We start from the raw sequence: 18951 nt of genomic DNA, 5'->3' as shown, positions 1-18951 counted from the left end.
GTGATCGTGACCGTTCCACCGACGGCGGCCCCGGCCCCGGAACCCTCCCACGCGCGAAGATCAAGCACGGATGAGGACGGTTGGTAGCGTCGGGGGATGGATTCGTTCGGTCCGCTCCAGTTTCAGTTGGTTCTGCTGCGCAGGATGGCTGATTTTCAGGCGGGGCGGGTTGACGCGGCGCTGCGGGAACTGGGCGTCGGCCATGCCGAGATGCGCGAGGCCAACAAGCGGTGGCAGGCCATGGTGCGGTCGCCGCGTGGTGCGGGGCGGTCCTCGCTCGGCCGGTACAGGTCCGTGCTGGGGGAGCCCGAGAGTGAGACGCGGCGCCGCGTGGGGGACCTCGAATGCCAGGTCGTCACCTGGCCCGTGCCGCTCTGGCCGGACCTGCGCTTCGAGGCGCTGGCCGCACCCGGCGGCGGGGCCGTGTGGAACGCGTGGCTCGTGCGCGCGCCCGGCGTGGCGGCGCCGTCCCTGCGTACCGTCGAGGACCTCGCGCCCTGGAGCTGCACCGTGGATGAGGTCGCCCGCGCCTTCGCGCCCACCCGGTCCCGGGAGGGGTCGGCGCCGACGCGATGGCAGCTCGCGTTCACGGCCTCTGACCGCGTCGGTGAACTCCACGACGTGGTTGCGGAGTTCACCTGGGGGCTGCTCCAGCGCCTGCCGCAGGGGCCCTCGAACACGTAGGCTGTCGGCCATGAAGCGACATTGATTCCACCGTGGTTCGGGCCGGGCTCCCCGCCGCCGTACGCGCGCGGGCCGCTTCGCGCTCTCCGGGTCCGCGAGGGTCGCGGCGCCGCTGTACGCGTACTCCTTCCTCGACGATCTCGTGCTGCTCTACCCCGTCTACGCGCTGCTCTTCACCGCGCACGGGCTGAGCCCGGCCGAGGTCTCCTCGCTCTTCGTCCTGTGGTCCGTGACCACCTTCGCGCTGGAGATCCCCTCCGGCGTGTGGTCCGACCTCTTCTCCCGCCGCCTGCTGCTCGTGCTCGCGCCGCTGCTGGGCGGTACGGGGTTCGCGCTGTGGACGTTCCTGCCCTCCTACCCGGCCTTCGCCTGCGGCTTCGTGCTGTGGGGCGCCGGTTCGGCGCTGCGGTCCGGCACCGTGCAGGCCCTCGTCTACGAGCAGCTCGCTGCGCGCGGTGAATCAGCGGCGTACGCGCGGCTCGCCGGACGCGCGCAGGCGCTCGGCGTCACCGCCGCCCTGCTGGCCGACGCGCTCGCCGCGCTCGTCCTGCCGGACGGCGGCTACCTCGCGGTCGGGACCGCCTCCGTCGGCGTCTGCGCCCTGACCGCCTGCGTCGCCCTCACCTTCCCGCGAACGGCCCCGGACGCGACCCCCGACCCGGACGCGCTCCCGGCCGAGGGCGTGCGGGGAGCCGAGGACCAGTGCGGTGGGATGGCGGTCCTCCTCGCCGGTATGCGGCAGGTGGCCCGGGGGAGCGGGGTGGCGCGGGGCGTCGTGGTCGTGAGCGTCGTGACGGGGGCGACGGCGCTGGACGAGTACGTGCCGTTCCTGGCGCAGAGCACGGGCGTCGGGCCGGGAATCGTGCCGCTGCTCGTCATGCTGGTCACAGCGGGCGCGGCCGTCGGCGGCTGGCTCGCGGGCCGGGGTGAGCGGTGGGCGCAGCGGGTGCTGGGCGGCGGGGTCCTCGCGCTGGTCGCGGGCGCGCTGCTCATCGTGTGGGGCAGCCCGGAGGGAACCGCGCTGGTCGGCGCCGCCTTCGGGGCGTTCTCCTGGACGATCGCGCACACCGAGGCCCGTCTCCAGGACCGTATCGAGGACGGCGCCCGCGCCACCGTCCTCTCGCTCGCGGGCTTCGGCTCGGAGGTCGTCGCGGTCGCGGTGTACGGGGCGTACGCGCTCGGCTCGGGATGGGCAGGTCCTGGCCCGCTCTTCGCCGCGGCGAGCTGCCTCTTCCTGCCCGTGGTTCTCGCGCTGCGTCGGGGTGCCGCGCCGGGGTGGGGAGGACGAGGGGGGTGACGATTGTCAGCGCTCGCGAGCGGCCGAGCTGGTCCAGTTGGCCAGAAGATCGAGTGCCTGACGTTCGGATGAGTCGGGCTCGGGCGAGTAGACGGTGATACAGAGCCCGGGGTCAGTGGGCAGTTCGAGGGCTTCGTAGGGCAGAGCCAGGTTCCCGATGAGCGGGTGGTGGAGTCGCTTCAGGCCGGAGCGGTGGAACTTCACGTCGTGCCTGGCCCAACGCCGCGCGAACTCGTCGCTCTTCGTGGACAGCTCTCCGATCAGGTCCGTCAGGGCCTTGTCCTGCGGCGAGCGGCCGGTCTCGGTGCGCAGGTAGGCGACTGAGTCGTTGGCGGCTTTCTCCCACTCGGGCCAGAAATCGGCGGAACCAGGATCGAGGAACAGGAACCGCGCGGTGTTGACCGGACCACGCTGCGCGAACAACGGGGAATCGTAGACCGGGGCATACAGAGCCTGGCCGAGAGAGTTGGCGGCGAGGACGTCGAACCGCCCGTTGCGGAGGTAGGCGGGCAGGTCGGTCATCGCGTCGAGCATCCGCTGGACCACCGGTCGGATGCGCCCAGTCGCAGCGGGTGGCCGACGCCCGGACGCGGTGGCCGCGCGGGCCAGGTCGTAGAGGTAGGCCCGCTCGGCATCGTCGAGCCGAAGTGCGTGGGACAAGGAGTCCAGCACCGAGTCGGAGGCGCCGCTCAAGTTCCCTCGCTCAAGGCGGATGTAGTAGTCAACGCTCATCCCGGCCAGCAGCGCCACCTCCTCCCGGCGCAGCCCCGTCACTCGCCGTTTGACACCGAATACGGGCAGTCCTGCCTGCTGGGGCGTAATGCGCCCGCGACGGGTACTGAGGAACTTCCGCACCGCGTCGGCCTGCTCATGCCTCCTGCTGTCGGTCACCTCACCACCGTAGATCGTGTGGCGGTGTGCTGGGAGGTACTGCCATTACCCGGAAGAGCGGTAGCTCCCACCCACGCGCGAATACGGGTTTCCTGGCGGGGCACGGAAACGCGGAGAGGCCCTGTATCCCGTACCCCGCGTTACCAAGAAACTCATCCGCGTGAAGCCGTGAAGCCGCGACGTCCATCAACGCATTAGGGAGTTCAGCATGACGATAAGGCGAGTAGCCACTGGTCATAACGCGGAGGGCAAGGCTGTTTTTGCCAGTGACGTGGAGCTTGAACACGACGGGGGTGGTGGCCCGATTCACCAGATTTGGGGCGGCGACTACAAAGGCGTGCGCTTCCCTGACGCCGGTTCGGAGCCTGCCTGTGAGGACGAATACTTCCCGAGGCCCGGCGGGTTTCGCTACGTAATGGTCACGCTGGCACCGAACGGCGCAGACCCGTTGCCGGAGCTGGCACCGGGGACGTTTACCCCGAGGCGGCAAATGCGTTACGGCTTCGACGGTGATTTCCCCGAAGGCGGCGGGATGCACAAGTCGGCCAGCGTCGACCTCATGGTGGTCTTGTCCGGAGAGCTGACCCTCGAACTCGACGATGGCGCCAGCAAGACTCTGAAGCCAGGCGACACGATCATCCAGAACGGGACGAAGCACCGGTGGATCAATAACGGTGACGTGCCAGCGGTCTGTGCGGCCGTCATTGTCGGTATCGACCACGACGACTTCGCCTAGCACTTCAGAGCTAGGCGCTGGAGTGTCCGCTGGCGAAACCGGCACGCCGACGACGGCGCCTACGCGCCGTCGTCAACCGAGCACGCGTTCAGCCTGCGTGGCTGATGAAGGTGGACCAGGCGTGGGGGGTGACGGTGAGGATGGGGCTGTCCGTCACTTTGGAGTCGCGGATGTGCACGGCCGCCGGGTGCGCGGCGACCTCCACGCACTCGCCGCCCTGGCTGCCGCTGTAGCTGGACTTGTGCCAGTGGTAGGCGACTTCGAGGCAGTTGCCGCCCTCGTCGCTGCTGTAGCTGGACTTGAACCATGCCAGGTCGGGAGAGGCGTGCCGGGGTCGTGCTGCGGTGTTCATCGGTCTCCTAGCAGTTGCTCCAGCAGGCGCGTGCTCTCCTCTGGTGACAGCGCCTGTGACCGCAGCATTCCATATTTTTGTTGCATGACACTGACCTCGTCGGGGTCGTCGATGAGGAAGCTGACCCGCTGCCCCTCCACGTAGGTCAGATGCTCGTGGTCAGGTGTCTCCAGTAGCACCATCGGCCCCGCGAGCCCGGCGTGCGGCATCCGGTCCGTCGGCATGAGTTGGAGGCCCATGCAGGGGAGTTGGGCCATGTCGCGCAACCGGCGGATCTGCTCCCGCATCACCTCACGTCCGCCCACCGGGCGGCGCAGGATCGCCTCCTCCAGGATGAAGTTCGCCCGGGGCGGCTTGAATCGCTCCCACACCTTCTGCCGGTCCATCCGGCCCTGCACCCAGTCGTCCACCGTCTCGTCCTCGACGGGTGGGTAGCGGCAGTCGAAGACCGCCCGCGCGTACTCCTCGGTCTGGAGCAGGCCGGGTACGACCGACGTCTCGTACGAGAGCAGGGTCACCGCCTCGTGCTCGTAGTCCACGAAGTCCTGCACGAACACGGGATACCGTTCCCGCTCCGGCACCTTCCCCACAGCCGCCTCCAACGCCCGCTTCGTGTCCAGGAGGGTGTCGATCTGGACGGCCAGCGCCATCTGGAGTGGCCTGCGGCCCTGTTCGATGGAGGCGAGCTTGTCCTCGCTGATGCACAGGTCCGCTGCCAGGACGGGCTGTGTCTTTCCCGCGTACCGGCGAAATTGCGCGACCTGCGCTCCGATCGGGCCCCACGAAGTCACCCGCTTGCCCTGCTTCTTCGGTTGGTTCATTGCTCCGACCTTCCCTGCCGTGCTGGTGCGCGCCCTCTCGGAGGCCGTACATCCGCGATGTACGGCTTGACGCGCTGTTGCAGCCTATGCGCGGGGTGTGACATTCAGCACATGAACTCCGAAGCTCAACCCCCTCTCTTCCGCGAGGTGTTCTACCGGCGGGAGCGCGAGTCGGTGCCGAAAGCGCGCGCGTTCGTGCGGTGGGCGTTGGCCGACTGGGGCGTGGACGGGCGCGGCGACGACGTACTCCTGTGTGTCGGCGAGCTGGCGACGAACGCCCTGCTGCACGGCGTGCCGCCCGGCCGCGGCTTTCGGCTGCACCTGTTCCTGTACGCGGACGAAGGCGATGAAGGTGCCGGAGGCGGCGAAGGTGTCCTCCGGGTGGAGGTGCACGACAGCGGTGGCGGTGAGGTCAGGTCGCCGTCGCCTTGTCCGGAGGCGGAGGGCGGGCGCGGGCTGCTGCTCGTGGCCGGGGTCGCGGACAAGTGGGGGGTGGGGGAGCGCTCGCCCGGCAAGGTCGTCTGGTGCGAGTTCGCCGTGCGGTTGCGTGAAGTGCCGCTGGGCGCGGGGCCGTTGGGCCGGGATGGCATCGTGAACGCGGTCGGCGGCGGAAAGGCCGACGAGGACTACGCCGTCTGAGTACCGCCCTCTGAGGTGGCCGCCGAGGCTGAGACGGCCCACGAGGAGCATCCGACCGCCACGCTGGGGCAGATACCCACCACCTCGAAACGGAGGCAAGGTATGGAAAAGCACTCTGGGGACTCCGCAGGCGATGACCAGGAATGGAAGCCGGAAGAACCCAACCCGGACAGTCCGGCACCGCCGGGTGGCGGCGAGCACCGCGACGACGGGGGCGACGAGTGACGCGGCCCGTCTCGGTCGACTGGACGAGGTACAAGGAAGCCTGCGCACGGGACCTTGATCAGGAGGGGCATTTCAGGGCCGCGTGGCTACGCACGGCCTTCGCCACGGTGCCCCGTGAGCGGTTCGTGCCCGGCCGGTTCTGGGTCTGGCACCGCGACGAAGGCGGATACCGGGTCCTGGACCGCGCCCTCGATCCGGCCGCCTGGACAGCGGCCGTCTACGTCCCGCACACCGCTGTCGTCACCCAGCTCGACGACGGCGCCTACGACCTCGCTACCCACGACCCGGGCGAACTGGTCACCGGAGCAGTGGCAACCTCCTCCGTCTCCGCACTGTCCATCGTCCTCGACCAGCTCGCCCTGCTCGATCTGGAACCCGGGCACCGCGTGCTCGACGTCGGCGCCGGCTCGGGCTACAACACCGCCATGCTGTGCGAGAGGACCGGAAGCGCGCAGGTGGACGCCGTCGAGATCGACCCGGACCTGGCACACATCGCGCGCGGCAACCTGCGTGCCGCCGGATACCGTCCCCATGTGCGCGCCGCCGATGCCGAGTTGGGGGCGGCCTTCCGCCGGTCTCGCTATGACCGTGTGATCGTCACCGCCTCGCTCGGCCGCATTCCCCGTACGCTGCTTCAGCACGTCGCACCCGGAGGGCTCCTTCTCGCGCCGTACGGAACCGCGTGGTCGAACACCGGGCTGGCCCGGTTGACCGTGAACGGTGACGGGACCGCGAGCGGGCGCCTGGTCGGCGGGGCCCGATACATGTGGCTGCGCTCCCACCGCCCGACTCCGAGCCGCCCGGAACGCCACGGTGAGGGGCGGGAGTCCGCCTCGCCCCTCGACCCCACAACCGTCCTCGCGCCATCCTGGGCCGCCCAATGGACCATCGGGGCCCGTGTGCCACAGAAGACGCGTTTGCGCCGCGTCTCCGCCGATCGCATCGTGCTCTGGGACGGACACTCCTACGCCTCGGTGTGCTTGACGGACTGGCATGAGCCCGACGCGGTCCTCCAGCACGGCCTGCGCAGCCTGTGGGACGAAGTAGCCGCTGCTTGCCTCTGGTGGAACACGCACGGGCAACCGGACATCACCCGCTACGGGCTGACCGTTACCCCTGAGGACGAGACACTGTGGTTCGAGCATCCCGGCAATGCCGTCCTCAAGGGCGGCGAAGAGCAGACTGTGTGAGGGCGGGTCCGGCGACCGGGTCGGCGTATCGGCAAGCTGCCCGCCGGGAAGGCCCGGCGGGCGATGGCCGCGGCCCGGTCCGGTCCGGCAGCGACGGGAGACGCTGCGGACGCATGGACACTCACATCACCCGAAACGAACGCCAGGCGTGACCGTGGTCACGCCTTGGACAGCTACGGAATGTCCAGTTCACGACATAGCGTCAACTCCCTTGGCTGACCGGCCTGTTCGGGAACTGGTTCGCCATGTTGCTCCACGGCTCCGACCAGCCGGGCGCCACCCTCAGGGTGAAGAAGATAAGTGTCAAGTACTGACCTTCCGCTTCACAGGTGGGCCCCGGCAAGGGGTTCACCTCGCACCCACGGGGAACCTCGTGTCACTGCACTACCGGTCCTGCACTTTCGCCTACCGCCGCCGGGAACCCGTACTGCGGGAGTTCGACCTGCGGCTCCCACCGGGCTGCACCGTTCTCCTGGGCCCCAACGGCGCCGGGAAGTCCACCGTGCTCTCCCTCGGCGCCTCGGCCCGCACCCCCGATGCCGGGCGAGTGTCCCTCGGCGGGTTGGACAGCGCCCGCCGCGCCGATCGCAGGAGCTACCGGCAGCGGGTCGGCTGGCTGCCGCAGCACATCGCGCCCGTCCCCGGGCTGACCGTACGGGAGCAGGCCGCGTACGCGGGCTGGACGAAAGGGCTGAACAAGCGCGAGGCGTGGGACCGTTCGGCGACGGCCCTGGACCGTGTACGGCTGAGCGACCTGGCCACACGCCGCAGCCATCATCTGTCCGGCGGCCAGCTGCGGCGGCTCGGCATCGCCCAGTGCCTGGTGCACGAGGCGGAGATTCTCCTCCTCGACGAGCCGACCGCGGGGCTCGACCCCGTGCAGCGTGGCATCTTCCGTGACCTCATCGGCGAACTCACCGCCGGCACATCCACGGACGTCGTCGTCTCCACGCACCAGACCGAAGACCTGGCCGACATCTACCGCACCGTCCTCGTCATCGACCGCGGACAGGTCGTCTTCCAGGGCGGGACGGACGACTTTCTCGCCCTGGCCCCGACCGCCACGACTCCGGAGCGACGGACCGAGACCGTCTACCGCTCCCTGGTCCAGGGAGAGGGCTGACGACGCCGTGCTGCTGCGTATCGCACTGCTCCGGAGCCCCGCGGTATGGGTGGGCGCCTTCCTCGTCCCGGCCCTGATCCTGACCTGACCGGCGTCGCCGCCATGCTCGTCGGCGGCTACTTCTGGGCGTTCTGGCCCGCAGCCCTGGACTCGCCGGCCTGGCTCCGGCACCTGAACGGCCAGGGCACCGTCGACTGCTGCACCCTGGACCAAGTGCTGTCCGTACGGAGCATCGCCGCCACGGTCACCCTGTATGCCGCGCTTGTCCTCGCCGCCGCGCTCCTGCTCGGGATCCCTCGCCTCTTCGCTCGCCGGGCCTTGACCGGCGTGGTCCTTGGTGCCGGAGTCGCCGCGTCCGTCCTGCTCGCGGTTCCCCTGGACACAAACGGGGCCCAGGCCCGGGACCGGAGCCTGCTGCGCTGTGCGGGCGCGGCCCCGCGCGTGTGCCTGTGGCCCGAGCAGGAACCGGAGCGCGACCGGCTCACCAGGTGGTCCCACCAGGCGCGAGCCCGCGTCGCAGCAGTCGGGGTGTCCACTCCGTCGCGCCTCACCTTCTCCGGCGTACGGCAGGACCGCGCGGCCACGTGGGAGGAGGTCGCGACGAGCGGATTCCCCGAGACCTCACCGGAGTGCGAGAACTACCAGGGCGAGGATGCGGACACCGCCGTCTACGTCTGGCTGTCCCTCACCGCCGGGATCCCCGCCAAGGACTTCGACGACCGGATGCCCGCCGATGCCGTCCGCCTCGCGGGACGGGTCCGCACAGCACTGTCCCCCGACGCCCAGCACGCCTGGTACGTACGGAACATGAAGGCCGTGCGAGGCTGCGGCATCGAGCCGGAACTCGACCCGGCCCCTACGCGCGATCGGCCGGAGGGAACCCATGACCTGGTGGCTGCGCGCCCATGCCGTCGGGGCCAGTGCGGTGGCACTTGCGGTCTGCTTCGTCCTCGCGCCGCTTTTCTCCGGCTCAGCGCTCGACGTGCCAGCGCTCTTCACCGGGAACGCCGGCTCCGTCTCCGTGCCCCTGCTCCTTCCCCTCGTGCCGGCCTGCGCGCTGCTGTACGGGATGGACCGCCCGCCGCACGCGATGGAGGACACCGCGGTCCGGCCGCTGCACCGCGGGCAGCTGACGGTCCTCGCCTCGGCCGTCTGCCTGGGCGGTCTCCTGGCCGCCCTGGAAAGCACCCTGCTGGACTTTCCGCTCGCGCTGGCCGTCGTCCGCAACCTCGCGGGCTACCTGGCCGTCGGGCTGCTGGTGCGCCGCGCGTTCGGTCCTGTCTACGCCACGGCGGCGGTTGCCGCCGTTCCCGTCGCCTGCGGACTCGTGGGCAGCGGACCCGGCGGTGGTACGCGCTGGTGGGCCTGGCCCCAACACGACGCGTCCTCCGTACCCGCCGCGGTCGAGGTAGGCGTACTGGTCCTCGCCGCAGCATGCTTCGCCCGGACTCGGCGCCCGTAGTCACGGGTACAGGAACTCTTCGTCGAGAAGAGCGGTGAAGTTTTCCGCCGTGGTGGACGCCGCCGACCATGGCGCGGTCCGCGCGGGTCCGTCCACCGGCAAGACTGTGCCGTATCTGCCGTACCAGAGAGTCGGATCATGGGCCGGACCGTCGCGTCCGATTCCCGCTAGTGATGTCCCGGAGGGTCGCGCACACTGGAGGGCGTGACCACAGAAGACAGCAGGTACGAGGCCGTACGCAGCCGGGACGCGCGCTTCGACGGCGTGTTCTTCCTCGGGGTGCGTACCACCGGCATCTATTGCCGTCCGAGCTGCCCGGCCGTGACACCGAAGCGGGAGAACGTCCGCTTCTACCCGACGGCCGCAGCCGCGCAGGGCGCGGGGTTCCGTGCCTGCCGCAGGTGCCGCCCGGACGCGGTGCCGGGTTCGGCCGAGTGGAACGTACGCGCCGACCTCGTCGGGCGCGCGATGCGCATGATCTCCGACGGCGTCGTGGACCGCCAGGGCGTCGCGGGACTGGCCGCGAAGCTCGGCTACAGCGCCCGCCAGGTGCAGCGCCAGCTCACGGCCGAACTCGGCGCCGGCCCCGTGGCGCTCGCGAGGGCCCAGCGCGCGCACACCGCGCGGGTGCTGCTCCAGACGACGCCGCTGCCCGTCACGGAGGTCGCGTTCGCCTCGGGCTTCGCGAGCGTACGGCAGTTCAACGACACGGTCCGCGAGATCTACGCCCGTACGCCCAGCGCCCTGCGCGAGGCGTCGGCGCGCGGCGGGCACGGGCCCGCAGGGCGTGCCGGGGTACGTGCGGCTGCGGCGCCGGGCGGCGCGATGAGCGGGGTGCCGCTGCGGCTGGCGTACCGGGGTCCGTATGCGACGGGGCAGGTCTTCGGCTTTCTGGAGCGCAGGGCGGTACCCGGTATCGAGGAGGTGCGCGGGGAGCCGGGCAGCCGCACGTACCGGCGCACCCTGAGCCTGCCGTTCGGCGCGGGCATCGCCGAGGTCGACGAGTGCGCGGCGCGCAGCGGAAAGGGCTGGCTGGAGTGCCGGCTGCACCTGGGCGACCTGCGCGACCTGACGACGGCCGTCCAGCGGGTGCGCCGCCTGTTCGACCTGGACGCCGACCCGTACGCGGTGGCCGAACGGCTGGGCGGCGACGGCGCGTTGGGCCCCTTGCTGGAGGCGGAACCGGGGCTGCGCTCGCCCGGCGCCGCCGACCCGCACGAGCTGGCGGTCCGTGCGGTGCTCGGCCAGCAGGTGACGGTCGGCGCGGCACGCACCCTCACGGGCACACTGGTCGCCGCCTACGGCAAGCCGCTGTCCGTTCCCGACGGTGGCCTCACCCATCTCTTCCCCGAGGCGGGCACGCTCGCGCAGGCTCCGCTCGGCGAACTCGGCATGCCGGAAGCGCGCCGCAAGGCGCTGCGTACCGTCACCGCGGCGCTCGCCGACGGCACCGTCGTCCTCGACCCGGGCGCCGAACGCGAGGAGACCGAGCGGGCGCTGCTCGCGCTGCCCGGCATCGGGCCGTGGACGGCGGGATACATGCGCATGCGCGCGCTGGGCGACCCGGACGTGTTCCTCCCCGGCGACGCGGGCGTACGGCACGGGCTGGCGCTGACCGGAACGACGCCCGCGCAGGCCGAACTCTGGCGCCCCTGGCGCTCGTACGCGCTGCACCATCTGTGGCACGCGGTGACGCTGGCTGCGGAGGGGCGCGTCGTCGCCCCCAACGGCGCCGGCACCGCGATTGCCGCTGCCCCCGCGACTGCCGCCGCCACCATCGCGACTAGCGCCGCCGCCACGGCCGCTACCGCCTCCACCGCGGCTACCGCCGCCACCGCCACTACTACGACGATCCGGAGCGACGCAGTATGAGCACTCTCTACACGACTCACCCAGGGCCCCTCGGGGAGCTGCTGCTCGTCTCGGACGGTGCCGCGCTTGTCTCGGTCTCCGTGCCGGGCCAGCGTGGCGGCGCCACCGTCCAGCCGGACTGGGAGCGCGCCGACGCGCACCCCGTCCTGGAGGAGGCCGGGCGCCAGCTCGACGCCTACTTCGCGGGCACGCTCAAGGAGTTCACACTCCAACTGGCCCCGCGCGGAACGGAGTTCCGGCGCAGGATCTGGGACGCGCTGGACGCGGTCCCGTACGGCGCCACCACCAGCTACGGCGAACTGGCGGCACGCGCCGGTGCGTCCCGCGCCGCCGTGCGCGCGGTCGGTGGCGCGGTCGGCGCCAACCCGCTGCTGATCGTCCGCGCCTGCCACCGTGTGATCGGCGCCGACGGCTCCCTCACGGGCTACGCAGGTGGCCTGGACCGTAAGCGCCACCTCCTCGCCCTGGAGGGCGCCCTGCCAGGAGAGAGCTGAGCCGCCCTTGTGGGTGTTGCGGGGACGTTGTGCCCCTGTGTGTGCTGTGCGGGCTGCGGCTGAGTCGTGGCTTGTCGCGCAGTTCCCCGCGCCCCTGACGGGGCGCCCCCTGACGGGGCGCCCCCTGACGGGGTGCTGACGTCCACTTGCGTCGCGCTGGTGTGAACAGCGCTCTTGTGACTGTCCGACTTCGCTTCCAGCCCACCCCGCACGCCCGCTCCGTGCTGCCTCGTCGGCGGCGGGGGCGGGCAGTTCGTCTGGTACGGCACTGCCGTACGGATCCGCTGACCGGAACCGAACCGGAACCGAACCGGAACCGGAGCCGCTGCGGCAGCGGCGCGATGTGTCGGTAACGGAAAAATGAGAGGAGGTGTAACGACATGCGCCGCGCATACGAGCACCCCACCTTGATGCTTGTCGGTTCTTTCCGCCGGGTCACCGGCGTCAAGCGGAAGGCATCACCCGACTTCCTCGGACAGCACAGCCTGGTGCGCTGACCGTGACCTCCACATAGCCGGCCCTGACGGCCGGCCCAGGGAAAGGGTGGTGGGGGGCGTGAGCCGCCCAACCCCCACGGAGCCGCCCACCACACCAAGTGGCCGCCGCTGTCGGAGGGTTGGCGCCCTCTGGCCGCGAGTACGGCCAGTAAGAGCGCGGGCAGTAAGTGCGCGGCCAGCAAGAGCGCGGGCAGTAAGGAGGACGTGACATGGACAGGGAGCCGACCGGTTTCGCCACGGCGCCCCTGTGGTTCGCGGTCTTCCCGGACTGTGCCGCGGCCGGGGCGGCGGTCGCACGGCTGCGCCGGTTCGCGGAGTGCCGCGTGTCCCATCCCTCGGGCCGTCCCCTGCTGTTGGGGCGCTGGCCGACCGTGCGGGAAACGAGCGCCTACGTGCCGGAAACGAATGCCGAGGTGCGCGAACCCGGCGCCCACGTGCGGGAACCCGGCGCCGAGACGGTACGCGCGGCGCGGTCGGGCGGTGCTGTGCTCGCGCTGGCAGGGCAACAGGCCGCCGCTGCCGCCGAGTTGTACGGAGCGGCGGCCCGCTCCCGTACCACCGAGGAGGCGGCGGCTTACGCGTCCGGCGTTCCCGGCAGCTTCCACCTGGTGACATCCGTCGCCGGGCAGGTACGGGTACAGGGCACGCTGAGCGGGCTGCGCCGGGTGTACGCGGCCGAAGTGGACGGGGTCACCGTCGCCGCAGACCGTGCCGATGTCCTGGCGTACCTCACCGGAGCCGGCGTCGACGAACGCTGCCTCGCGCTCCACCTCCTCTCCCCGGCGCTGCTGCCTCCCCTCACCGACCGCCCGCTGTGGCGGGGTGTGCGGTGCGTGCCGTCCGACCACTTCCTGCTGCACGACGCGAGCGGCCGTGCCCGTGACGTGCGGTACTGGTCGCCCCCCGAAGCCCGCCTTCCGCTCTCCGCCGGCGCCCCCGCACTGCGTGCGGCGCTGGGCGCAGCCGTCGAGGCCAGGACCGCGGGGCGCACCGTGGTCAGCTCGGACCTCAGCGGCCTCGACTCGACGTCGCTGTGCTCCCTGGCCGCGCTCCAGCCCGGCACCCGCGTCGTGGCCTTCACCGCCGCTTCGGCCGACCCTCTCGACGAGGACGTGCGGTGGTCCTTCCGCACCACAGCGGCGCTGCCCGGCATCGAGCACCGCATCGTGCCGCACGGGGAGATGCCGACGATCTACGAGGCGCTGCCCGGCATGCGGGAGCCGTTCGACGAGCCCTGCGCCGTCCTCGCCGACCACGCGCGCTGGATGTCCCTCACCCGCCGGGCCTCGGCGGCGGGTTCGGCACTGCACCTGGCCGGCTTCGGAGGAGACGAACTGCTCATCGCCAGTGCCGCCCACCTGCGCACACTGCTGCGCCGCAGGCCCCGTACGGCGCTGTCCCTGCTGAGCGACTACTCGGCCTCCTACCGGTGGCGCCGACGGCACGTGCTGCGCCGGCTGTGCACCCGCACCTCCTACCGCGGCTGGTTCCGCTCGGCGGCCGACGCGCTCACAGCCCCGCCGCCCCCGTCGGACCGCCCCCCGCTGAGCTGGGGCGAGCCACCGCGCCTCGCGCCCTGGGCCACGCCGGAAGCGGTCGACGCCGTGCGCGAGCTGATCCACGAAGCGGCGCCCCACGTGGAGCCGGTCTCGGTGCACCCCGGGGTGCACGACGACGTGACCGGCCTGCGGTACGCGGCACGCCCGCTCCGCCAGATCGGCCAGCTCGCGGCACGCGACGGCACGGCACTGGCGGCGCCGTACCTCGATGACGCGGTGCTCAACGCCGTGCTCGCCGTACGGCCCGAGGAGAGGCGGACTCCGTGGAGCTACAAGCCGCTCCTCGTGGCAGCCCTGCGCGGCACCGTTCCCGAGGAGTGCTTCACCGGCCGGACCAAGACGGTCACCAACAGCGACCCTGACGCCGCCCTGCGCACACACCGGGCCCAACTGGCCGCGCTGTGGGACGAATCCAGGCTGGCGCACAGCGGGTTGATCGATGCCGCTGCCCTGCGCGCGACCTGCGCCGGCCCGCTCCAGCACCACCCCCGCGACCTGCACGGAGGGCTCTACCAGACGCTGGCCTGCGAACTGTGGCTGCGCTCCCTGGAACGGCCGGCCGCCCCCGACCTGCCCACCAGCCCACCCGCAGCCGACGAGGAAGCGAGCCCCTGATGCTCACCCTGCGATCCGGCGTGTCCCGCGCCGACACCGACGACGGCACCGCCCTCCTCGACGAGGACAGCGGACACTACTGGCACCTCAACCCCACGGCCGCGCTCGTCCTGCGCACCCTGCTGGAGGGCGGCACCCGGCAGCTCGCCGCACGGCGGCTGAGCGAGACGTACGAGGTGGACGACGACACCGCACACCAGGACGTGCAAGAGCTGGTCGACGCCCTCACCTCAGCGGGGCTGGTGGAGCGGTGACCTCGCGGCCCGCGCACACCACCGAGTCGGAGCCGGGCCCGCGGCCCCGGCGCCGCCGCGCGCTCGCCCGCCTCGCCGTCGGCTGCGCCCTGCTGCTGGCCCGCATGCCCCCTCGCCGTATCCGCGCCGTCCTCGCCCTCGTACGGCGCGGTGCCGGGCCCGCCGGGTACGCCGAGACCCTCGCCGCGCGGAACGCGGTGCACGCCGTCAGCCCCACCTGCGCGGGGCCGGAAGGCTGTCTTCCCCGCTCGCTGGCGACCGCGCTGCTGTGCCGCGCCGGCCGCAGCTGGCCGGTCTGGTGTGTAGGGGCGCGACGACTGCCGCCCTTCACCGCGCATGCCTGGGTGGAGGCCGAGGAGATCCCGGTCGGCGAGGAGTACCCACCCGACTACTTCCGCACCTTCTTCACCGTCGGCCCTGATGCCTGATGCCTGATGCCGACGCTTTACGCCCGACGCTTTACGCCCGACGCCTGATGCCTGAACGCGCGGCGCCCGAACGCCCGATGCCTGAACGACTGCCGCCCCGAGACCCGGCCATGTACGGGCTGCCGTCCTAACCCCACAGCACGGTGGCGAACCAGGCGCCCGTCGCCACGAGGCAGGCGGCCAGGTCGGTGAGGACGCGCCAGCCGCCGGCGCGCATCGCGGCCCGCGTGGACGCCACCGCAGCGCCGTGTCCGCCCAGCCGCACCCGCTCGCGCCCGTAGATTCCGCCCACGAAGCCCGGCACGACCCCGATGACGGGGAGCGCGACGAATCCGACCGTCCCCGCGGCACCCGCGACCAGCAGCGTGCGCCGCGCCGTCTCGGCCCCGCGGTAACCGTGCACCGGGATGAACAGCCGTGCGACGGCGGTCACCAGCAGCAGGCCCGTGACCCCGGTGAGCAGCAACCACGCCGCGTTGCTCTGGTCCCACACCGCCCACCAGAAGACGCCGGCCCACACGACGAGCGGCCCCGGCACACCGGGCACCACGGTGCCGAGCAGGCCGAGCAGCAGCACCAGGCCCATCAGCACCGGCTGCGGCACGCTCAGCACCGCGGAGGTGTCCATGAGGAAAGCGTGCCCGAACACCGGGCGGCCCGCCTGCGCACGTGTCCACGCACAGTTAAGTGAGGCGGAGTATTCCGCTCGTTCTGCGCCGTTCTTTCCTGCCGGGCTTCCCGGGCCGCCGTCGCGCGAGACAATGAGCCCATGAGTGATCAGGGGGAGCAGCGCGCTCCGTTCACCAGCGAACACGACGACTGGTGGGCTCAGTTGTACGACGCCGAGGCCACGGACACCGGCCGCACCCGCGCCCCGGACACCCTCGACGACCGCTTCGCCTCCATCACCCGTACGGTCGGCGGCCCCGAGGCCCCGGCCGACACCCGCACCGGCGGGCCTCCGTCCGAGCCCGAACCGGAGCCCGCCGCCCCTTCCCGGCCCGAGGACGCGAGCGCCCCCGTGCCAGGCGCCCGTTCCGCGCAGCGCCCGGCACCGTCCTCTTCCCTGGACGAACCGGCACTCCTGGACGAACCCCCTGCCGCCCCCGCACCGGAGCCGGGACCGCGACCGGAGCAGGGACAGGGACCGGCGCGTGAGCCGCTGGCGGCGACCGGTCCTGAGTCCGGTCCTGAGCCCGGTCCTGAGGCGGACGGAGACGCATCCGGGAACGCACCCGCACCCGGCGACATCTACGGGGAGGTGCCCGAGGTGGAGCCCGGCGCCCTGCCCGTCGCCGATCCGGCCGCGCTGGGCGAACTCGTACCCGACACCGCACTCGAAGGCGCGCACTACGGGGTGCTCACACTGCGCGCGGTCTCGATGCGGGGCGAGGCGGCGCGGCAGTTGGGGATGCTGCGGGGCGACGCGCTGCTCGTGGCGCGCTTCGGCGCCGGACAGAGCGCGCTGCTGCTGGTGGCCGTCGCGGTCGGTTCGCGCACGGGCCCTGGCGCGCACCGTGCGGCCCGTGAGGCGTGCCGCTCGATCGGCGGCGCGATCGGGCGGAGCCACGCGCGGCTGGCCGAGGACATACTCGCGGGCCGCAGGGACGCGCTCAAGTCCGGCCTGCACCGGCTGACCGGCCGCACCCTCGGCATGCTGCGTGCCGAGGCGGCGGCGCTCGGCCTCGAACCCGGGCAGCACACGGCGCACCTGCGCTGTCTGCTGCTGCCCGCCGACCCCCGGTGCCGTACGCGGGTGTTCTTCGGCGCGGGCGAGGGCGGGCTCTTCCGGCTCAGGGACGGCGTCTGGCAGGACCTCGAACCCCGCGTCGACGAGTCGGAGCGCTCCGGCGGGCCCGTACTCGGTTACGGCGCCGAACCCGTGCCCCCGCGTCAGGAGTCCGGGGCACAGCAGGAGCCGCAGCAGCCGTCGCCGACGATGAGGCTCGGCATCGTGCCACCCGACGACCCCACGGCGAGGGCGGCGGCAGCGCGGGACGGGTTCACCGAGGAGCGGCAGCCCGAGCCGGCGCGGTCCGAACCGTTCCGCTTCCGCGCCTCCGTGGCACAGCCCGGCGACGCGCTCCTGCTGTGCGGCGCGGGTGTCGCGGAGCCCCTGCGCGAGGACCCCGGCTTCGCCGGCTCCCTCGCCGCCCGCTGGACCGGCACACCACCCGGCCTGACGGCCTACCTCGCCGCGCTCCAACGCCCCCTCAAGGGCCATGAGTTGGACCGTACGGCCGCGACGGTCTGGGACACATAGCCCGCAGATCCCCGCTTCCGGCGCACCACGTTGCCCGGCAGGGGCACGCCGTACGCGCCACAGCGGCCCGTACACGCCACAGCGGCGGCGCCCCCGCCATGGGGTGCGCCGCCGCTGTCCGCCGAAGGCTCACTCAGGTGAACTGCCTCTCGATCTCGGCCAGTTTCTCTTCCAGCGTGTCCAGCCTGGGGCTGGCGGCTCCGCCCCCGTGTTGCTCCTCGCGGGGAGCGCGCGAACGCTCCTCCAGCGCCGGGGCACCGTTCTGCGGGGAGGAGTCCTCTTCCACGGCGGCCTGGAGCGCCGGCCGGGAGCGGTGCGCGGGGGCGCCCACGACCTCGGTCACGGGCAGTTGGCTCGCGGGAGGTATGTCGGCCCTTTCGGTGGAGGCGGAGGCAGCGGCGGAAGCGGAGGCAGCGGTGGAGGCCGAAGCCGGTGGGGGAGCGGTGACGGCGGCGGGGGCGCGGCCGGGTGTGGGCCTGCCCGCCTGTTCGATCTCCACGTCCATATGCGCCGGCGGGCCGCCGCGCCCCCGACTCCACAGCCTGTGCTGCCTGTTGAGTGCCTTGACCCGTGCGCGGTCCAGGCGTTCCTGCTCCCGCCTGCGCTGGCGGTCCTGGTCGCGCCTGCGCCGGTCGTCGCGTACCTCGTCGACGGCCTCGTCCAGGGTCCTGACGCCCTCCAGCAGCATCAGCGACCAGGCGCCGAACGTCTCGCGCGGTGCGCGCAGCCACCGTACGACCCGGATCTGGGGGAGCGGGCGCGGCACCAGGCCCTGGTCGCGCAGTGCGGCACGCCGCGTCTGCTTGAGGGCGCGGTCGAAGAGGATCGCCGCCGAGAGCGACATGCCGGCGAAGAACTGCGGGGCACCGTCGTGGCCGAGTCCCCGGGGTGCGTGTACCCAGTTGAACCATGCGGCGGCGCCCGCGAAGATCCACACGAGCAGCCGTGACCCGAGCGAGGCGTCCCCATGGCTCGCCTCGCGTACGGCGATGACGGCCGAGAACATCGCGGCACCGTCGAGGCCGAAGGGAACGAGGTACTCCCAGCCGCCCGACAGGCCGAGGTTCTGCCTGCCGAAGCCGACGAGGCCGTGGAAGGAGAGCGCGGCGGCGACGCCGGCGCAGCAGAAGAGGAGCAGGTAGGCGGCCGTGGCGTAGACGGTCTCCTTGCGGCGGCGCCGTTCCTCCTTGCGTTCCCACGAGTCGGGTTGGGCCGACTGCCCCTGTCCGTGCGGGCCGTTGGCCGCGCCCTCGGAGCCCTTCGGGGACGAGGACGTGCCGTGGCGGCGTGAGTGCGTCATCACGATCACCGCGATCAGGACGCCGACGAGCAGCACGGCACCCGGCAGCGCCCAGTTCAGCGATATGTCGGTCAGTCTCATGGTGGGTGCCCCCTGCCCGCACGCCCGTCCGTGCGCAGCGGGCACCGCGTGCGCACAGCGAGGTGCTCGCGCTCTGGCTTGCGTTCGCTGTCGCCGAGCATCCTTACGGAAATAAGAGAGGCTGCTCGGGGTTTCAGCACAAGAAACCGCGAAAGGGCGTGCATACCC

General features: G+C 72.0%; 20 protein-coding genes and 1 pseudogene. 16 read left to right on the top strand and 5 right to left on the bottom strand.

Features of this window, described 5'->3' with window-relative positions:
- The first annotated feature begins 96 nt into the window (after positions 1-96).
- Complete coding sequence (locus NMN56_RS34380) at positions 97-684, top strand: hypothetical protein (RefSeq protein WP_274047386.1); 588 nt, start codon at positions 97-99, stop codon at positions 682-684.
- A 142-nt stretch (positions 685-826) separates the two neighbouring features.
- A complete protein-coding gene (locus tag NMN56_RS34375) occupies positions 827-1981 on the top strand; it encodes an MFS transporter (protein WP_274047387.1) in 1155 nt (384 codons plus the stop codon).
- A gap of 6 nt (positions 1982-1987) precedes the next feature.
- Here NMN56_RS34375 and NMN56_RS34370 read toward each other — a convergent pair whose 3' ends face one another.
- The gene (locus NMN56_RS34370) at positions 1988-2872 is read right to left on the bottom strand and encodes a helix-turn-helix transcriptional regulator (RefSeq protein WP_274047388.1); all 885 of its coding nucleotides are present in this window, start codon (positions 2870-2872) and stop codon (positions 1988-1990) included.
- 208 nt (positions 2873-3080) lie between these two features.
- On the opposite strand from NMN56_RS34370, the gene NMN56_RS34365 reads away from it, so the two are divergent.
- Positions 3081-3608, top strand: coding sequence for a cupin domain-containing protein (locus tag NMN56_RS34365; protein ID WP_274047389.1), 528 nt, complete (start codon positions 3081-3083; stop codon positions 3606-3608).
- A gap of 88 nt (positions 3609-3696) precedes the next feature.
- On the opposite strand, the gene NMN56_RS34360 is transcribed toward NMN56_RS34365, so the two are convergent.
- Both NMN56_RS34360 and NMN56_RS34355 read right to left on the bottom strand, forming a co-directional pair.
- Positions 3697-3960: a DUF397 domain-containing protein gene (locus tag NMN56_RS34360; protein ID WP_274047390.1), complete on the bottom strand. Its 264-nt coding sequence runs from the start codon at positions 3958-3960 to the stop codon at positions 3697-3699.
- On the bottom strand, positions 3957-4781 hold the full coding sequence (locus tag NMN56_RS34355) for a helix-turn-helix domain-containing protein (RefSeq protein WP_274047392.1): 825 nt from the start codon (positions 4779-4781) through the stop codon (positions 3957-3959). The genes NMN56_RS34360 and NMN56_RS34355 overlap by 4 nt, the downstream gene beginning before the upstream one ends.
- Before the next feature lie 111 nt (positions 4782-4892).
- Here NMN56_RS34355 and NMN56_RS34350 point away from each other — a divergent pair, with 111 nt between their 5' ends.
- From NMN56_RS34350 to NMN56_RS34300, 12 genes and pseudogenes are all read left to right on the top strand, one after another.
- Positions 4893-5420 (top strand): ATP-binding protein, encoded by a 528-nt coding sequence (locus tag NMN56_RS34350; protein ID WP_274047394.1) that lies wholly within the window; start codon positions 4893-4895, stop codon positions 5418-5420.
- Between the two features lie 102 nt (positions 5421-5522).
- Entirely contained in the window at positions 5523-5645 is a 123-nt protein-coding gene (locus NMN56_RS34345) for a hypothetical protein (protein WP_274047396.1), read from the top strand.
- Complete coding sequence (locus NMN56_RS34340) at positions 5642-6835, top strand: methyltransferase domain-containing protein (RefSeq protein ID WP_274047397.1); 1194 nt, start codon at positions 5642-5644, stop codon at positions 6833-6835. The genes NMN56_RS34345 and NMN56_RS34340 overlap by 4 nt, the downstream gene beginning before the upstream one ends.
- A gap of 373 nt (positions 6836-7208) precedes the next feature.
- Positions 7209-7958, top strand: a complete 750-nt coding sequence (locus NMN56_RS34335; RefSeq protein WP_274047399.1) for an ATP-binding cassette domain-containing protein — start codon at positions 7209-7211, stop codon at positions 7956-7958.
- A gap of 45 nt (positions 7959-8003) precedes the next feature.
- Positions 8004-8774, top strand: a pseudogene (locus NMN56_RS43450) (DUF7224 domain-containing protein); the annotation flags it as partial.
- Positions 8775-8841: 67 nt separating this feature from the next.
- The gene (locus NMN56_RS34330; protein WP_274047401.1) at positions 8842-9420 is read left to right on the top strand and encodes a hypothetical protein; all 579 of its coding nucleotides are present in this window, start codon (positions 8842-8844) and stop codon (positions 9418-9420) included.
- A gap of 204 nt (positions 9421-9624) precedes the next feature.
- Entirely contained in the window at positions 9625-11292 is a 1668-nt protein-coding gene (locus tag NMN56_RS34325; RefSeq protein WP_274047403.1) for an AlkA N-terminal domain-containing protein, read from the top strand.
- Complete coding sequence (locus NMN56_RS34320) at positions 11289-11786, top strand: methylated-DNA--[protein]-cysteine S-methyltransferase (protein ID WP_274047404.1); 498 nt, start codon at positions 11289-11291, stop codon at positions 11784-11786. The genes NMN56_RS34325 and NMN56_RS34320 overlap by 4 nt, the downstream gene beginning before the upstream one ends.
- A gap of 380 nt (positions 11787-12166) precedes the next feature.
- Complete coding sequence (locus tag NMN56_RS34315) at positions 12167-12283, top strand: keywimysin-related RiPP (RefSeq protein ID WP_274047405.1); 117 nt, start codon at positions 12167-12169, stop codon at positions 12281-12283.
- A gap of 209 nt (positions 12284-12492) precedes the next feature.
- Entirely contained in the window at positions 12493-14457 is a 1965-nt protein-coding gene (locus NMN56_RS34310) for an asparagine synthase-related protein (protein WP_274047443.1), read from the top strand.
- Positions 14457-14711, top strand: a complete 255-nt coding sequence (locus tag NMN56_RS34305; RefSeq protein WP_274047444.1) for a lasso peptide biosynthesis PqqD family chaperone — start codon at positions 14457-14459, stop codon at positions 14709-14711. Before NMN56_RS34310 ends, NMN56_RS34305 begins: the two co-directional genes overlap by 1 nt.
- A complete protein-coding gene (locus tag NMN56_RS34300) occupies positions 14708-15139 on the top strand; it encodes a lasso peptide biosynthesis B2 protein (protein ID WP_274047445.1) in 432 nt (143 codons plus the stop codon). Before NMN56_RS34305 ends, NMN56_RS34300 begins: the two co-directional genes overlap by 4 nt.
- A 127-nt stretch (positions 15140-15266) precedes the next feature.
- Here the strand turns inward: NMN56_RS34300 and NMN56_RS34295 are convergent, their stop codons facing one another.
- Positions 15267-15767 (bottom strand): DUF456 domain-containing protein, encoded by a 501-nt coding sequence (locus NMN56_RS34295; RefSeq protein WP_274047446.1) that lies wholly within the window; start codon positions 15765-15767, stop codon positions 15267-15269.
- Positions 15768-15908: 141 nt separating this feature from the next.
- Here NMN56_RS34295 and NMN56_RS34290 point away from each other — a divergent pair, with 141 nt between their 5' ends.
- Positions 15909-17402, top strand: a complete 1494-nt coding sequence (locus NMN56_RS34290) for a protein phosphatase 2C domain-containing protein (RefSeq protein ID WP_274047447.1) — start codon at positions 15909-15911, stop codon at positions 17400-17402.
- A gap of 133 nt (positions 17403-17535) precedes the next feature.
- Here NMN56_RS34290 and NMN56_RS34285 read toward each other — a convergent pair whose 3' ends face one another.
- Positions 17536-18783, bottom strand: a complete 1248-nt coding sequence (locus NMN56_RS34285; protein ID WP_274047448.1) for a DUF2637 domain-containing protein — start codon at positions 18781-18783, stop codon at positions 17536-17538.
- Positions 18784-18951 lie beyond the last annotated feature (168 nt).

It is taken from the genome of Streptomyces iconiensis (assembly GCF_028657195.3).
GTDB classification, from domain to species: Bacteria; Actinomycetota; Actinomycetes; order Streptomycetales; family Streptomycetaceae; genus Streptomyces; species Streptomyces iconiensis.
The sequence above is the reverse complement of the archived record's forward strand: the minus strand, read 5'-3'. Positions and strand labels throughout refer to the sequence as shown.